The organism is Methylosinus sp. sav-2, assembly GCF_004366495.1.
GTDB lineage: Bacteria > Pseudomonadota > Alphaproteobacteria > Rhizobiales > Beijerinckiaceae > Methylosinus.
Window position 1 is genome coordinate 1 of sequence record NZ_SOEJ01000017.1, and the last position, 15,641, is coordinate 15,641.

General features: G+C 61.8%; 13 protein-coding genes and 1 pseudogene. 11 read left to right on the forward strand and 3 right to left on the reverse strand.

Annotated elements, in window-relative coordinates:
- Window positions 1-314 precede the first annotated feature (314 nt).
- Window positions 315-526: pseudogene (locus tag EDE12_RS22335) on the reverse strand (LysR substrate-binding domain-containing protein); the annotation flags it as partial.
- A 212-nt stretch (window positions 527-738) separates the two neighbouring features.
- On the opposite strand from EDE12_RS22335, the gene EDE12_RS18710 reads away from it, so the two are divergent.
- From EDE12_RS18710 to EDE12_RS18735, 6 genes are all read left to right on the forward strand, one after another.
- Window positions 739-1,224: a spore coat U domain-containing protein gene (locus EDE12_RS18710; protein ID WP_036291730.1), complete on the forward strand. Its 486-nt coding sequence runs from the start codon at window positions 739-741 to the stop codon at window positions 1,222-1,224.
- A gap of 100 nt (window positions 1,225-1,324) precedes the next feature.
- The gene (locus EDE12_RS18715; RefSeq protein ID WP_166671894.1) at window positions 1,325-2,062 is read left to right on the forward strand and encodes a molecular chaperone; all 738 of its coding nucleotides are present in this window, start codon (window positions 1,325-1,327) and stop codon (window positions 2,060-2,062) included.
- Window positions 2,063-2,355: 293 nt separating this feature from the next.
- Window positions 2,356-4,584: a fimbria/pilus outer membrane usher protein gene (locus tag EDE12_RS18720; RefSeq protein WP_166671895.1), complete on the forward strand. Its 2,229-nt coding sequence runs from the start codon at window positions 2,356-2,358 to the stop codon at window positions 4,582-4,584.
- On the forward strand, window positions 4,575-5,582 hold the full coding sequence (locus EDE12_RS18725) for a spore coat protein U domain-containing protein (RefSeq protein ID WP_051592526.1): 1,008 nt from the start codon (window positions 4,575-4,577) through the stop codon (window positions 5,580-5,582). Before EDE12_RS18720 ends, EDE12_RS18725 begins: the two co-directional genes overlap by 10 nt.
- 381 nt (window positions 5,583-5,963) lie before the next feature.
- On the forward strand, window positions 5,964-6,608 hold the full coding sequence (locus EDE12_RS18730) for a tyrosine-type recombinase/integrase (protein ID WP_084768559.1): 645 nt from the start codon (window positions 5,964-5,966) through the stop codon (window positions 6,606-6,608).
- Window positions 6,609-6,658: 50 nt separating this feature from the next.
- Entirely contained in the window at window positions 6,659-6,850 is a 192-nt protein-coding gene (locus EDE12_RS18735) for a hypothetical protein (RefSeq protein WP_051592527.1), read from the forward strand.
- A 649-nt stretch (window positions 6,851-7,499) separates the two neighbouring features.
- Here the strand turns inward: EDE12_RS18735 and EDE12_RS18740 are convergent.
- Entirely contained in the window at window positions 7,500-8,336 is an 837-nt protein-coding gene (locus EDE12_RS18740) for a site-specific integrase (RefSeq protein WP_051592528.1), read from the reverse strand.
- Window positions 8,337-8,579: 243 nt separating this feature from the next.
- The gene (locus EDE12_RS18745) at window positions 8,580-9,365 is read right to left on the reverse strand and encodes a sulfite exporter TauE/SafE family protein (RefSeq protein ID WP_026599172.1); all 786 of its coding nucleotides are present in this window, start codon (window positions 9,363-9,365) and stop codon (window positions 8,580-8,582) included.
- A 284-nt stretch (window positions 9,366-9,649) separates the two neighbouring features.
- On the opposite strand from EDE12_RS18745, the gene EDE12_RS18750 reads away from it, so the two are divergent.
- The 5 genes from EDE12_RS18750 to glp are packed head-to-tail and all read left to right on the forward strand — an operon-like array spanning window position 9,650 to window position 15,616.
- Window positions 9,650-10,609 carry a helix-turn-helix transcriptional regulator gene (locus EDE12_RS18750; protein ID WP_024881980.1) on the forward strand — a complete coding sequence of 320 codons (960 nt, stop codon included), beginning with the start codon at window positions 9,650-9,652 and terminating at the stop codon, window positions 10,607-10,609.
- Window positions 10,569-11,822, forward strand: a complete 1,254-nt coding sequence (locus EDE12_RS18755; RefSeq protein WP_084768560.1) for a hypothetical protein — start codon at window positions 10,569-10,571, stop codon at window positions 11,820-11,822. The genes EDE12_RS18750 and EDE12_RS18755 overlap by 41 nt, the downstream gene beginning before the upstream one ends.
- A gap of 16 nt (window positions 11,823-11,838) precedes the next feature.
- Window positions 11,839-13,818: a molybdopterin biosynthesis protein gene (locus EDE12_RS18760; protein WP_051592529.1), complete on the forward strand. Its 1,980-nt coding sequence runs from the start codon at window positions 11,839-11,841 to the stop codon at window positions 13,816-13,818.
- A complete protein-coding gene (gene mobB / locus EDE12_RS18765) occupies window positions 13,809-14,357 on the forward strand; it encodes a molybdopterin-guanine dinucleotide biosynthesis protein B (protein WP_024881983.1) in 549 nt (182 codons plus the stop codon). The genes EDE12_RS18760 and mobB overlap by 10 nt, the downstream gene beginning before the upstream one ends.
- 2 nt (window positions 14,358-14,359) lie before the next feature.
- A complete protein-coding gene (glp, locus tag EDE12_RS18770; protein WP_024881984.1) occupies window positions 14,360-15,616 on the forward strand; it encodes a gephyrin-like molybdotransferase Glp in 1,257 nt (418 codons plus the stop codon).
- Window positions 15,617-15,641 lie beyond the last annotated feature (25 nt).

Genomic DNA, 15,641 nt, shown 5'->3' on the forward strand with positions numbered 1-15,641 from the left:
TTTATCGGCCTGATCCGTGGCGACCTTCAGTTGCGGGCCATGCTCGGCGACGAGTCGGCATTGTCGGCGACCGAGCGCAACCGCACGATCACCACTGGAGTCGGGGTTTTTCTCGCCGCCTATGCTCCGGCGGAGCCCTTCCAAGAGAGCTGATCATCGACAACGGGGCCCATCGGCGGCTTGTCGGTCCGCCGCCGCTATGCGGTGGGCGTTGAACGAACTCGGAACTCGAAAGAGGCTGCCGTCGAGACCGGCAACAGCGCCCGCAGATCCGCCCGACGAAGCCTACTTCGGAAAATCCGAAACTGCCGCCATCAAAGCGTTGGATCTGACGCTCGCGCTTCCTCGAGGAGCCAAGTCGCAAAGACGTCGATCGGACCGCGCTCAATGGGAGCGTCTTGGAGATCGACTCACCTTCAGGCCATGGCGCAACCAAGCGACCTTTCGCCAGCTCGGCTTCGATATAGAGACGCGGCGCCAATGCAACACCGAGACCGGCTAAGGCAGCTTCGATTTGCACAGAGTGACGCCGATCTGTGTCCGATTCCGATGGAATTATACGCTCCGCAACGCCCCAAACGCGCACATTTACGCACGATAGCGCCATTTGCGTAAAATCACCAATTTTAATTCCGAATATCTAACGATATTAAAGAGCCAATATTCGTACATGTATTTGTGCGCAATTTTCAGTTCTCTCAATTTCCTTTCATGCATCGCTATGCGACGAGGATTATTATGCATAGATCGTTTAAATCAGCTCTCGGCGGAGCAATCATAGCGCTTGCTTTTGCGAATCATGTCGAAGCGGCGACGGTCACGACCACGTTCACCGTGTCGGCGAATGTGACGAGCCTTTGTGAGGTTTCGGCGCTCCCGATGCTCTTCGGCAATTACGGTGGAGTCCTCAATCAAACGACCTCCGCTCTCACTGTCAGCTGCACGAACGGCACCCCTTACAATGTCGGATTGAACCAAGGATTGTATGGCGCGAGCACCACGACGCGTCAGATGAAGGCTGCAGGATCGGCGGCGCTTTTGAATTACTCGCTCTTTCAAAACGCCGGATATACGATAAATTGGGATGATGTGGCGCCTGGCTGGGTTTCGGGCACTGGCACCGGCGCTCCTCAGCTCCTGACAGTCTATGGGCAAATCCCGGCCGGGCAGTTCAGCACTCCCGATGCGTATTCCGATACGATTACCGTGACAGTGAATTTTTGAACGAGGCGGCTTCGCTTTTCGGCGAAGGGCGCCCGATCAATCTCATGAGTGATCGAAGACATCGCGCAGCCGGCGCATTTCGCGAGAAAAGCCGGCGCCTTTGTCGCTTCTCGACCTCATCGTCCGCAGAGGAATTGCAGTGAAATCAAAGAGGCTATTTTTCGTTTTCTCTTTGTTTTGCAGCGCAGCCGTCTTCGACGGCGCGTCCGCCGCCTCGCTCGTAGTTTCGCCGATCTCGCTCGAGGCCGCAGCTCCACAACAGACGGTGACGATCACGCTTCGAAACAGCGGAAATCGACCGATCAATGGCCAAGTCCGCGTTTTCGTCTGGCGACAGGAGCATGGAGAGGATGTCCTGGAGCCGACGCAAAATGTCGTTTGTTCGCCTCCCATGGCGGAGATCGGCCCTGGCGCGGAATATACGATACGCGTGGTGAGAATCGTCGAAGCGCCGATTGCAGGTGAAGAAAGCTACCGTCTCGTCGTCGACGAAATCCCCGACGCCACGATGCGACGCAACGGGATTATCGCCGTGGCTCTGCGCTATGTCATTCCCATTTTTTTCTATGAGGAAACGCGAAGTCAGCCTCGCCTATCCTGGTTTGTCACGAATCGCGACGGCGGTCGGTTCCTCGTCGCGAAAAACGAAGGCGATCGTCGGGCCAAAATCTCTGCTCTCTCTTTGAACGGCAAGCCCATCGCGAATGGGCTGGCGGGCTATGCGTTAGGACATTCGGAAAGACGTTGGAAGCTGCCGGGAAAGTTCGATCTCCGGGACGGAAAAGTTTCGGCTACTGTAGATCGTGAGTTCATATCTGTCGTCGCAAAACCTCGATAGGTTCGACATTGCGGCGGCTCAGCATCATAGCCGCCAGCTGCATTTTCATAGAATGCGCGCTTGCCGAAAGCCGCGCGCGAGCCCTGGAGCTCGAACAAAATGCGATCGCCGATATGGAAGGCGATCGTGCGTCCACAGGGACTTTGGACCTCCGTCTGGAAGCCTACGTAAATGGCAAATCGACGGGTCTGCTCGTATCCGCCAGGAAATCGCCAGACGGCGCCTTCGCGGTCGAGCGCGGCGATCTCGAGGACATCGGCGTCAAGCCGCCAGGCGCAGGTGGGCGCAAAGATATGGTCGTTCTGAACGGCTCTGGATTGGCCTATCGTTACGACGAGCCGAAGCAGCAGCTCTATTTCGATCTGTCCGACGATCAGCGCATTCCAAAAATTTACGACAGCCGCGGCGAACGTCCCGCCGTTCCGAGCGCGACGTCCTCCTGGGGAGGTTTGGTGAATTATGTGATGTTCGCTTCGTCCTCCACTGCGATCACGCATTGGAGACCGGCGATCACGGCAGCCAGCCTATCCACGGATATCCGAATTTTCAGTCCCTATGGGGTCGTGACGCAGACGGGCATCATCGGAAACACGAACAACTTCAATCTATACAGGGCAAACGCCACGATCGGATTGCGACTCGAGACCGCTTACGTCTACGCCGATCCCGACACGCAGACCATGTATCGTGCGGGCGACACGATTTCCGGCGCCCTCGATTGGACGAGGCCGATGCGGCTCGGCGGGATACAGATCCAAAGAAATTTCGCAATGCGCCCGGACATTGTGACCGCGGCGCTGCCGTCCGTCTCGGGCAGCGCCGCGGTGCCGTCGTCGGTCGACGTTCTGGTCAATGGCGCGCCTATATTTACGCAACAAGTGTCGGAGGGGCCGTTTCGTATCGCCAATCTTCCCGTTTCGTCCGCGAACGGCAATGCCGAAGTCGTCATTCGAGATGCATCTGGACGGGAAACAAGAACCGATCTCTTTCTATTCACGAACGAGCGCCTGATCGCCCCGGGGCTCTTCGACTACACGTTCGAAGCCGGATTTGCGCGAAAGTTTTACGCCTATCGCTCGAATGATTACGACAACCGCCCCGTCGTCTCGTCGAGCGCTCGGTATGGCGTGACAGACCAATTGACTGTGCTGGGACATGCGGAAGTCGGCTCTGGGCTCTACAATGGAAGCATCGGGGCGGCGACGCAATTTGGACGATTCGGCTCGCTGACCGCCGCCGTCTCGGGGTCCCGCTATCTCTCGGCGTTCGGCGGCCAAGGCTATGCGTCATATAATGTGATGACGCCGCTGGGCGTTTCATTCAGCGCCAGCACGCAGCAGACCTTCGGCGCTTACGATGATCTCGCCTCCGCGACCGCGGCCCGTTGGGCCGCCGACTCCCGTTCATTCTATCTCTATACTCCTCAAACCAATCAACAGCTGGCTGCGAACCTCGTTTTCGTTCATCCGCCGCGCATGATCAATCGCATTTCTATAGGCGCGAAACTCCCTGTAATCGGCGGCAATGCGTCGTTCACCTTCGCGCAGATCACGCCTGACAACAGGGATCGAATCTGGGCTTGGCAATCGAACCGGCTCATGGCCTCTCAAACATTGACCGCTTCGTACTCGCGACAGCTTCCCTATGAGGGAAGCTTGTTCGTCACTGTTTTCGGCAATATTTCCGGCATAGAAAACAAAGGCGTTTTCGCGGGAGTTTCCTTCCCGATCGGCGGAAATGTTCAAGTCGGAGGCGGCGCGCAGACAGTGTTCGATCCGACGACGGGAAAAGGCCGTATCGGCTTCAATGCGCAAGCCAGCAAGAACATGGAAGCGAGCATCGGGAGCTATGGGTGGTCGCTGAACCGAACCCAGGGACCCACTTCGATGACGAACGGGGCGGTCTCTTATCGAACCCCTGTCGGAACAGCCCGCATCAACGGCCTGCAACAAGCGAATTTTGTGAGTGGCGCGGCGCAATTCGAAGGCGCGATCGCGCTCGCCGACATGAATGTCGCTATCGGGCCGAAGGTCGAGGATAGTTTTGCGATCGTGAACGCCGGCGCTCCCGGCGTGACGGTGGCGCATGACAATAGCCGCGTCGGCGAAACCAATGTTCTCGGAACCTTGTTGATACCGACGCTCCGCTCCTATCAACGCAACAAGGTCGACATCGATCTGATGACGCTGCCGGTCGACGTGGTTTCGGTGAAAACCCAAGAGGTCGTCGCGCCACGATATCGCAGCGGCGTCGCGATCGATTTCGGCGCGAAGGCAAACGCCAAGCCCATCGTCCTCGTCCTGACCGACAAGGCCGGAAAGCCGATCGAAGTCGGAAGCCGCGGCAAGCTCGTCGACAGCGATAGCGCCTTCGTCGTCGGCTATGACGGCCGCGCCTTTGTGACCGATCTCGCGGCGAGCAATTCGATCATCGTCGATCTTGGAACCCGGGATTGTCGCGGCTCTTTCGAGGCGCCGCAGACGGCCGGGCCGAATAGGGAGATCCGAGTGACATGCGAATAAACGAATTTTTCTCGAGCGCCTTTCTTTTTTTCGTTACCGCTTTCCTCGGCCTGACGACATCGAGCGGCGAAGCCGTCGCGGCTATGTCATGCTCGACGTCGGGCACGATGTCGTTCGGCATCGTGGATGTGCTCTCGGGCGCTGCGTCTCCGGCGCAACCTTCGATTATTTCCATCATATGTTCGGGGGCAAACCCCAATGCGGTCTCGGCGACCGTTTGCCTGAGCATAGGACCCGGCCAGTCGACGTCCTGGCCGCCACGTCAGCTCATCAGCGGACCCAAGACGCTTTTGTTCGAAATCTACAAAGACGCCAGCTTGACGACGGTGATGGGATCCTACAGCGCCTATGTGCCGGCCTATAGCGCGACGACCAATGGGCTATCCATTCTGATTCCGATCACGAGCGGCTCTGGCTCCGCCAGCGTCACATTATATGGCTCCGTACTCGCCTCCCAGCAGAGCGCGGGCGTGGGAACCTATACGAACAACTTCATCGACGTGAGCACGAGCTTGGAGACGTTTCAAAATCCGAATCTCAGCCCCGTCGCGATCTGCGGCGTATCGACCCAAGGGACAAAATCGAGCGCGGTCTCTTTTTCCGCATCCGCGACTGTTCAAGCGAATTGCAGCGTATCCGCCAACAATCTCAATTTTGGGAACATATTGAGCTTCGGGTCGAATATAGATGCGCAGTCCACGATGAGCCTGACGTGCAGCAATGGTCTCCCCTATACGGTCGGCTTGTCCGGCGGATTGTCGGGAGCCACCGATCCGACGCAACGCAAAATGTACGCAGGCAGCGACACGATAACATATGGACTCTACAGCAATAGCGCGAGAAGCGCGCCGTGGGGAGACTTGATCGGCGCGAACACGGTGGCGGGAACCGGGAACGCATCAGCGCAGTCGCTCACGATCTTCGGACGCGTGTTCTCAGGTCAGACGCCGCCTGTCGGAGCGTATTCAGATGTCATCGCTGTGACCGTGACATACTGATGCTCAGCGGTTGTGCATCCTGTCACGGCGCCTCCAATGGGGCTCTGCTTGCTTCTCGGTGCAAATTAGGATCCTGCGGTGGCTGCCTCCGCGCGTAGAACGAGCCTATGCCGCGAGCTCTTTGCTGTCGTCAGGGGCGCCGTGACCGTGACGCCCTCCATGCTTGCCGATAGACGCCGCGCACCTGGTTCCACCACGTCTTGCGTAACTGCTGTTCTGCGCGGGCCGCCTTCGCAACGGCGCATTTCCTACTCGGCGTCGAGCGGCGCCTGGACTGCTAAGGATCGCTTTCGAGCTTCCGAGGATGGAAAGCCGCGTCGGCGCGCATACATAGCTGCCTCACCCACTTCATGGGCGCCAGGGAGGAAGGGGTCGGCTCCGATGGGGACGATCATGCCGAGTTCCGATTCAGCCAGCGCACCGCGCAATCATGACCCTTGGAACAAAGGACGCCTGCTCGGCCAGAAACGACCGCTGAGGCCGAAAGACGTCTGGACAATACGGGTTCGCTTGCAGCTCGAAAGCCGCAAGCGCGATCTCGCCATGTTCAATCTCGCGATCGATAGCAAGCTGCGAGGCTGCGACCTCGTGCGTTTGCAAGTGAATGACGTCTGTGTCGGCGGCCGTGTGCGCGACCGCGCTGTCGTGATCCAGAAGAAAACGGGCCGCCCAGTTCAATTCGAGGTGACCGAGCAAACCCGTCGATCGGTCCAGGAATGGCTCGACGGCCGTGATGTGGTCAATGGCGGGTATCTCTTCCCGAGCCGCTTCACGACGCGGCCGCATATCTCTACTCGGCAATATGCGCGAATCGTGCAGAAATGGGTCGCGAGCGCCGGACTCGATAGCTCCGCTTATGGAACGCATTCCATGCGGCGAACCAAGGCAGCGCAGATCTATAAGAAGACTGGCAATTTGCGCGCCATCCAACTCTTGCTCGGGCATACCAAATTGGAAAGCACGGCGCGCTATCTCGGCATCGATGTCGACGACGCTCTCAGCATTTCAGAGCAAGTCGACCTTTGACCGCGTCGATTGCGGCCTCGCGCAGCCGGGGCTCGGATCGCCGATGCACAGTGACCAATGCGTTCGACGCTGGCGACGCCTTCGGCCTCATGTGCCAGGTCGACGTCGGCGACGGCGCCGATCCGGCGATCTTCGTCGCGCCCATCGCCGAGCCGGCCTTCGACCGCAGGCTTCCGATCGCGCGCGAAATCGCCGATACTCGCCGCCGCCGCGCGCAAACGCATACCGACAACTTGGCATAGCGAACCCCGCGACCGTCTCAGGGAGCGAAACGGGTCACGAGAGCTTCAGCCGAGCCTCGGAAGCCGCAGCTCTATGTCCAGCCGATCCGCCGCCGCGAACGTCCGCGAAATCCAGGGAAAGCGGTCCCTCGGGTCGTCCGCGACGAATGACCGCTCATGGCGCGAGTTCCCCCTTCCCGAAGGCGAAGGAGGAACTGTGTGTAAAGGTTTTCGGATGCCGGCCCTTTGCGAGCACGCGCCGTTGCGCAGCCGTGGGGCCGGCATCCGAAAACCTCCAAGGAAGGAAACCGCGAGTCGGAAGGGCGCCGTCGCCGGCGCGAGCTATGGGGATTTATGCGTCGGCGAAGAGCCTCGACGGGGCGTTGGAATGACAGGCGCCGTCGTCAGGGCCGATTTCGAGTGACGGAGGGGCGCGAAGGAGCATTCTTTGTCGGCGATGGCATCGGAGTTTTCGCGGCGGGGACGGTGATGGACAGCGCCCGGCGCAGATTCGTGCGAGTAGCGTCGCAGCCGTAGAGCGATCTGCGGCGACAAGGAGCACGGTTGCGAGGCCGGGAATGAGATGATCGCGATCATGAGCTGTCGATCCTGATCTTCGAGAACGAAAAGCCGCGCGAAGCGCGTCCGCCTTCGAACGTCTCGACGACGATCATGCGGCCGCCGCAGCATGGACATGGATGGTGTTGGCGGCGACGCGCGTGTAGAGCGCGGTGGTGTCGAGCTTGGCGTGGCCGAGCAGAACCTGGATCACCCTGATATCGATGTTCTGCTCGAGCAGGTGGGTCGCAAAGCTGTGCCGCAGCGTATGCGGGGTGCCGCGCTTGGCGATCTCGGCCGTTTGGGCCGCCGCGTGACAGGCCCGATCGAGCTGGCGCGTCGTTATCGGATTGATCGGATCCTGCCCGGGGAACAGCCAGACCGGCGGGCGCGCGATGCGCCACCAGTCGCGCAAGAGCTCCAGCAGCCGCGGCGAGAGCATCGCGTGGCGATCCTTGCCGCCCTTGCCTCGCTCGACGCGGAGCAACATGCGCGTGCTGTCGATGTCCGAGACTTTCAGCGAGACCACCTCGGAGACGCGCAGGCCGGCGCCATAGGCGACGCCGAGCGCGGCCTTGTATTTGACGCCGGGCGCCGCCTCCAGCAGGCGCGTGACCTCCTCGGGGCTGAGGACGACCGGCAGCTTGCGCGGCTCATGGACGAAGGTCAGATGGCGGGTCGCGTCGGCCCGATCGAGCGTCACGCCGAAAAAGAACCGCAATGCTGAGACCGTCATGTTGATCGTCGGCGGGCGGACGTGGGTCGCGGTCAAGTGCAATTGGAAAAGACGCAGGTCTTCGGCCGTGGCGGCATCCGGAGATCGGCCAAGGAAGACCGCCAAGGTCTTGACCGCGCGGATGTAATTGCGCTGGGTCTCCGAGGCCATATGGCGGATGGTCATGTCTTCGATCATGCGCCGGCGAAGCGGGGTGACGCACTCCATTGTCATGCGTTGCTCCTGTCTGAAGCGAGGTTGCTAACCCCACGATCTTCAGACAGTTCGCCGACCACCCGTTACCCGCAGCCCGCCCGAAACGCCGGCCGCAAACTACCGCGAGAGCGGTTTAGTTCATGACCCATTTCGGACCCGCGCCATGCGAACGGCGGACGTCCGGCTGCGCCGATAGGAGACATTCCCGTGTCCAGGCGAAAGGAGGTCGTCGTTTGAGGAAGAGCGGGTACTCCCGCCGATTTATTCGTGGCGCCAGACCTTCACCGACGATGCCACGAGAATCAAGGAGAGAGCCGGGATCAAGAGCTGATCCGACGCGATCCCGAGAAGACGTCCGCCTATGAAGGTTCCCGCGATCGAGCCCAACGCCATGATGAGGACGAACGTCTTGTTGCGGGTCACGACGCCAAAGGCGCTGTCGCGGCTGTAACGAGTGAAGCCGACGATCATGGTCGGCAGACTCACGGCGAGCGAGAGGCTGCCGGCGAGCTTGATGTCGGCGTCGAAGAGCAGCACCAGAGTCGGAATCAACAGCTCGCCTCCCGCGACTCCCATAAGCGAGGCGACGATCCCGATGCCGAAGCCCGCGACCACGCCGGCGACGATCAGCAACGGTCCCGAAACGTGCGCGGACGCCGTCGTCGCGCCATGTCCGAAAGCCAGCGCTCCGGCGATCAGCACCAGAAGCACGGCGAGGATCCGATACAAGTTGCGGGAGCTCAGCTTCGTCGCCCATCCTGCTCCGAGCCACGCGCCCACCAAGCTGCCTGCGAGCAAATTGAGAATGATCGGCCAATTGGAGGCGACAGCTGCAAAGGGGACGGACGCGGCGCGAAACGGCAGAGCGGTCGCGACGACGATGAGGCTCATCGCCTTGTTGAGGATGACCGCCTCGAGGGCGCGAAATCGAAACGGCCCGATGAGCAGCGGCAGTCGAAATTCCGCGCCGCCGAGACCTATCAGCCCGCCGAGCGCGCCGATCGCTGCGCCGCCGACGAAAGCGAAAGCCTGCCTGGGCTTCGTCATGAGCCGATTGGTTCCACCGTTCTCGCCCACAGTGGATGACGACGCGGACTCTGACGGAACGGGCATATCGGACCTCCGATGGGTTTCGGATCGCGACGCACGACGCGATACCCGAAACAGTACGAAATCAGCCGAAATCGAAGATAGTGGTTCGCTAGCCTCGAAAACGCGGCTTCAAATGCAATGGAAAAGCATCAATGTAAATATGAAGGGACTGAAACGAGGTGACGCCGCATCAGAAATATGCGAAAAGATACGAAATGCTACCGATATGGATATAGGCCGTGCTGCCAGACGAACGTCGCGCCCTGACCGCCGAGGACGTCGCCGAGATGCTGCATGTCAGCAAGAGTGGCGTATATGGCCTGATCAAGAACGGCGACATCGGCCATTACAAGGTCGGTCGAAAGATCCGATTCACCGAAGCTCATGTGCGGGAATACGTCGAACGGTCCGGCAAGACCGCGCGCGCTGCGATACGCAATGGTCCGTCGGCGCTCGACGAGGACCGTTATTTCGATTTGTCGCCGGAACGCCGAAGCGCGAATGGTTTCGTCATCTGCGGCCAGGATCTGATACTCGACATTCTTTCGAACTTCATGCGCATGCATGGCGTGATGGCGTTGCGGGCCTACATCGGCAGCTATGACAGCCTCGTCTCCCTCTATTTGGATAAGGTGGGCGCCGCGACCGCACATCTTTGGGATAGTTCGACCGACGACTACAACGCGCCCTATGTCAGAGCGCTCGTGCCCGGAGTCCGTTGCCTGATCGTGAATGTCACCTACCGTATGCAAGGTTTTTACGTCGCCAAGGGCAATCCGAAAGGCATCCGCTCGTGGCGCGATCTCGCGCGAGACGACATCACGATGATCAATCGCGAGAAGGGCGCCGGCTCACGCGTGCTGCTCGACGAAAACCTCGGCCTACTGGAGCTATACGGCAGCAGAATCAAGGGTTACGACAATGAGAACCAGTCGCATCTCACTGTGGCGAGCGCGGTGGGGAGAGGCGACGCGGATGTTGCTGTCGGCAACGAGAAAATTGCCCGACAGGTCGAGAATGTCGATTTCGTTCCGCTCAAGAAGGAGCGCTACGACATTGTCATCAAGAAGGAGCAGCTCGAGACAGCCGAAATAGCGACAATGTTGAAAATCCTGCGCTCCGATAGGTTCAGGAACGAATTCGAGAACATTGGCGGATATGATATCCGCGACATCGGAAAAATCGTCGCCGAAACGTGAGCCGGGCGCTCGAAAATCTGTCGATGGTTCGAGGCTCGTAGTGCTCGAGCCTAATCTATCGACCTTCGACACACGAACGAGGAATGAGCTCCGTAGCCATATCGAATGGGGTCCCATGGACCACGCACAGCCGGGTCGACAGTCGCTGGAGCAGGCCGTTTCACTGGTCGCCGCCACGACGCGCGCAGTGACGCCGCGACGCGTCGAGACTGCGGCCGCGCTTCATCGGGTCGCGGCGGCAGACATCGAAGCGCCGGCGGCGATACCGCCTTTTCACCAGGCCCTCGACGACGGATGGGCGATCAAGGCGGATGACACGCTCGGCGCTTCGCCCTATGCGCCGGGAATTTCGAGCACGGTTCCTCGGCGCGTCAGTATCGGGGAAACGCTGCCCGATTTCGCCGACGCGGTTCTTCCATTGCCAAAGGCGTCGGACCAGTCCGGCGCTTTCGAGATTTGGGGAGCGATCGCACGGGGCGAAGGCATGCGCGCCGCCGGAAATGATTTGCGTCGCGGAGAGATTATCGCCACCGCGGGAACCCGACTGGACGAGCGACATATTGCTCTCCTGAAAATCGCTGAGATCAGTGACGCGCTCGTGCGCATTCCGCGCGTAATGATCGTCGGGGCCGGCGTCGTCGGCGATTGGCTCGCGGATCTCGCGAAGCAAGAGGGCGCCGACTGCGCCATGATCGACACGGCTGCGCGAGCCGACCCTTTGGAGATGGCAGATATCATCCTCGTCGTCGATCCGAGCGAATGGCGCGATCGCGCGCAGCGACAGGAGAGAACGCTGTTCTCGTGCATCGCGATGCGTCCGGGAGAGATGACGGGTTGCGCGGTTCGAGAGTCGCCGGGAGCGCCCCACTCATCCGAGACGGCGACCATCTTCGTCGGCGCGCGTCTCGAGTCCGCTTTGGCGGCTTGGCTCTTGCTTATCCGCCCGTGCCTGCGCCGGCTCGCCGGCGCCACATCTCGCGACGGGACCGCCAGCTTGCCTTCGACTCGAAAGATCGTATCCGCGCCGGGGGTCAGCGAATTGACATTGCTGCGCCGCCTGGACGGCGAGGCAAAGACGGGCGCTCGGTGGGAGCCTTTGGCAACGGGGGACATCCCCTATTCGGCGATCGCCAATGCCGACGCTTGGCTGCTCGTGGACGCCCAGTCCGAAGGTTTCGCGGCCGGTGAGATCGTGACCGGGCAATTCTTGTGAGATCGGCTCGAAGCGCATGAGCAAGACCGACGACCATCGCGACATCTCGGCAGTGACGCAAGAGCAATTCCTCACCGTGCTCTCGCGCGAGGAGGCGATGCGGCGCTTCTACGCCTGCCTCGCCATGCGGCCGCTCGGCGAAGAGACCGTCTCGCTCGGCGAAAGTCTCGGCCGCGTCACGTCGCAAACGCTTCGTTCGCCGATCGACGTTCCGCCTTTCGATAGGGCGCTGGTCGATGGCTTCGCCGTTCGAGCCGGCGACCTCACGAGCGCGAGCGAGCAGGCGCCGATTTGCCTCGCGCTCAATCCAGAATCGATCGCCTGCGGAACCGCTCCACGCCTCGAAGTCGCGGCAAGCTCCGCGACGCCGATCGCGACGGGCGGCCCTCTGCCGCGCGGCGCCGACGCCGTTTGCATGGTGGAGCACAGCGATCCGGGCGAGGCCGACGACGTTCTAATCCGTCGTGCGCTGGCGCCGGGGCAGAACATCGGCTTCGCCGGCGCCGATATCGCGCGCGGCGAAACGCTGCTGCGGCGCGGATGCCGGATCGGCTCCCGCGAGATCGGCATGATGGCGGCCTGCGGCGTCGCCAGCGTCGCAGTCTATCGCAGGCCGCGCGTCGCGATCCTCTCGACCGGCGACGAGCTCGTCCAGCCGGGCGAGCCGCTGCGCCCAGCGGCGATCTATGACTCCAACGCGCCGATCGTCGCCGCGGCGGTGCAGGAGAACGGCGGCGCGCCCATCGTTCTCGGCGCCATAGGCGACGATGAGGCGGCGCTGGAGGCGGCTCTGCGAGATGCGCTCGCACGATGCGACGGCGTCATTCTGTCCGGCGGCACGTCGAAAAGCGCGGGAGATTTGACCTATCGCGTCGTGGCGCGGCTCGGCGAGCCGGGAATAATCGCCCATGGCGTCGCCTTGAAGCCGGGAAAGCCGCTGTGCCTCGCCGTCGTCGATGGCAAGCCCGTCGTCATATTGCCGGGGTTCCCGACCTCGGCCATGTTCACCTTCCATGATTTCGTCGCGCCGGTCATTCGCGCGATGAGCGGGCTCGGCGCGCGTCTCGACGCCTCGGTCGAGGCGACGACTCCATTTCCGATCCTCTCCGACCTCGGTCGGACCGAGTTCGTGATGGTGGCGTTGACGCAGCGCGAGGACGGGCTGAAAGCCTTTCCCTTGGGCAAGGGATCGGGAGCCGTTTCCGGCTTCGCCCGCGCCGACGGATTTCTGAGGATCGACGCGCTGGCCGATCATCTCGAAGCCGGCGCGCGCATGCAGGTGACGCTGTTCGATCCAGAGCTGCGCGTCCCCGATCTCGTGATCATGGGCTCGCATTGCATCGGGCTCGAAATCATCATCGACGCGCTGGCCGAGGCGGGAATAGCCGTTCGCGTCGTCGCGATCGGCAGCATGGGCGGGCTCGCGGCCGCACGGCGGAACGAATGCGACATTGCGCCGATCCATCTGATGGACGAGAAGACCGGGGTCTACAATGCGCCCTTCCTCGGACCGGAGCAGCGCTTGGTTCGAGGATGGCGACGCATGCAAGGCCTCGTCTTTCGCGCCGGCGACGCCCGCTTCGAAGGCTGCGCCGTCGAGGCGGCGATCTCTGCGGCGCTGGCCGATCCCACCTGCCTCATGGTCAATCGTAATCAGGGCTCCGGCACGCGTATCATGATCGATCGACTAATCGGCGCCGCGCGTCCGAATGGCTATTGGAATCAGCCGAGCTCACACAATGCCGTGGCGGCGGCGGTCGCGCAGCAGCGCGCCGATTGGGGGGTCGCGATCGAGCCCGTAGCGCGCGCCTATGGATTGAGTTTTCTCCCGATCGGCGAGGAGCATTATGACTTCGTGATCCCGCTTTCGCGGTGCGAGGTCCCCGCCGTTCGCGCCTTCATCGAGGCGCTCGGCCGAGAGGATGTGCGGAGGGAGTTGGGCGGCATGGGCTTCACCGCCGGCGCGCCGAAAGAAAGCGAGACGCCATGCGCGTGATCGGCTTCGCCGGCTGGAGCGGCGCAGGAAAGACCACGCTCATCGTGAAACTGGTTCCGCTTCTACGCGAGCGCGGCCTCACCGTCTCGACGCTCAAGCACGCGCATCACAATTTCGACGTCGACAAGCCGGGCAAGGACTCGTGGCTGCATCGCGAGGCGGGCGCGACGGAGGTGCTGGTCTCATCCTCCAATCGCTTCGTCCTGATGCACGAATTGCGCGGCGCCCCGGAGCCGCGTCTCGCCGATCTGTTGCGGATGCTCGCCCCCGTCGACCTGGTTCTGGTCGAGGGCTTCAAGACCGATCCGCATATCAAGATCGAGGTTCATCGCGCGGCCAATGGCAAGCCCTTTCTCCATCCCAATGACGAGACGATCGTGGCGCTGGCGAGCGATCTGGCGGAAGGCGCGCTTCCTCACGCCTCGCTCGACGATGTCGAGAGAATAGCAGATCTGATCGACGCGCACGCTCGCCCGATAGACGAGACCATAGCGACGCTCGAAACAGCGTATGCGAGCTTTGATTCCGAGAAGGATTAGACATGGCGCAGCTCGGCAAGGACAGTTTTTCGGCCGGCGAGAAGCCGATGCGCGTCGATGACGCGGTCGCGCTCCTACTCGCACGCATCCCATGCGTCGAGGGACTCGAGAGTGTTTCGCTCTTTGCCGCCGAGGGGCGCGTTCTCGCCGAGGCGCTCGTCGCGCCGATCGATTTGCCTCGCTTCGACAATTCGGCCGTCGACGGTTATGCGGTTCGCTTCGGCGATCTGACGCCGGGCGCCGAGACCATCCTCCCGGTCGGCAGCCGCGTGGCGGCGGGACATGCGCCGGAGCCGGCGTTGGAGAGCGCCGCCGCCGTGCGCATCTTCACCGGCGCGTCCATGCCGGAAGGACTGGACACCATCTTCATGCAGGAGGATTGCCGTCTGCTGGAGGACGGTTCCGTCGCGCTGCCCCCGGGCCTCACGCTCGGCGCCAACCGGCGCCTGCGCGGCGAAGACATAAGCGCCGGTGATCCGGCCTTGCCGAAGGGCCGGCGCCTCACACCGGAAGACATAGGCCTCGCCGCCGCGCTCGGCGTCGCGCATCTTCCCGTTCGGCGGCGCTTACGTGCGGCGATTTTTTCCACCGGAGACGAAGTGCTTTCCCCTGGCGAGCCATTGCGTCCGGCGGCGATCTACGACGCGAACCGTTTTCTGCTGCATGCGCTGCTCGGGCGCCTCGGCGTCGAGGTCGACGATCTCGGCGTGCTCGCCGACGATCCCGACATCATCAGCAGAGCCTTGCACGAGGCGGCGGCGACGCACGATCTCGTATTGACCTCGGGCGGCGTGTCGGTCGGAGAAGAAGACCATGTGAAGAAGGCGATCGGCGCGGAGGATTCGCTCGCCTTCTGGCGTCTCGCCATCAAGCCCGGTCGCCCCGTCGCCATGGGCGTGATCGGCGGAACGCCTTTCGTCGGCCTGCCCGGAAACCCCGTCGCCGTCTTCGTCACTTTCGTTCATGTCGTGAGGCCGCTGATCGCGGCTCTCTTAGGCGCCGCATTCGAGCCGGCGCGCAGGCTCGCGGTCACATCCGGCTTCAAATATAAGAAAAAGAAAGGGCGGCGCGAATATGTGCGCGTGTCGCTCCGCGACGACGCGACGGGCGATACGATCGCAGAGAAATATCCGGTCGAGGGCGCGGCCGTGCTGACGTCGCTCACGCGGACGCATGGCTTCGTCGAATTGGCAGAGGATGTCGAGCGCGTCGCCCCGGGCGACAAGGTCGCCTTCGTCGATTATGCGCTTTTGAGGTAATCCGCGGACGCTTCGTGAAACGTCC

Bases quoted from the DNA above. Each gene is read 5' to 3' on its own strand.
- EDE12_RS18725 (WP_051592526.1), top strand. From the start codon at position 4,575: ATGCGAATAAACGAATTTTTCTCGAGCGCCTTTCTTTTTTTCGTTACC.
- mobB (WP_024881983.1), top strand. From the start codon at position 13,809: ATGCGCGTGATCGGCTTCGCCGGCTGGAGCGGCGCAGGAAAGACCACG.
- EDE12_RS18760 (WP_051592529.1), top strand. From the start codon at position 11,839: ATGAGCAAGACCGACGACCATCGCGACATCTCGGCAGTGACGCAAGAG.
- glp (WP_024881984.1), top strand. From the start codon at position 14,360: ATGGCGCAGCTCGGCAAGGACAGTTTTTCGGCCGGCGAGAAGCCGATG.
- EDE12_RS18755 (WP_084768560.1), top strand. From the start codon at position 10,569: ATGATATCCGCGACATCGGAAAAATCGTCGCCGAAACGTGAGCCGGGC.
- EDE12_RS18710 (WP_036291730.1), top strand. From the start codon at position 739: ATGCATAGATCGTTTAAATCAGCTCTCGGCGGAGCAATCATAGCGCTT.
- EDE12_RS18745 (WP_026599172.1), bottom strand. From the start codon at position 9,365: ATGACGAAGCCCAGGCAGGCTTTCGCTTTCGTCGGCGGCGCAGCGATC.
- EDE12_RS18730 (WP_084768559.1), top strand. From the start codon at position 5,964: ATGGGGACGATCATGCCGAGTTCCGATTCAGCCAGCGCACCGCGCAAT.
- EDE12_RS18740 (WP_051592528.1), bottom strand. From the start codon at position 8,336: ATGACAATGGAGTGCGTCACCCCGCTTCGCCGGCGCATGATCGAAGAC.
- EDE12_RS18720 (WP_166671895.1), top strand. From the start codon at position 2,356: ATGGTCGTTCTGAACGGCTCTGGATTGGCCTATCGTTACGACGAGCCG.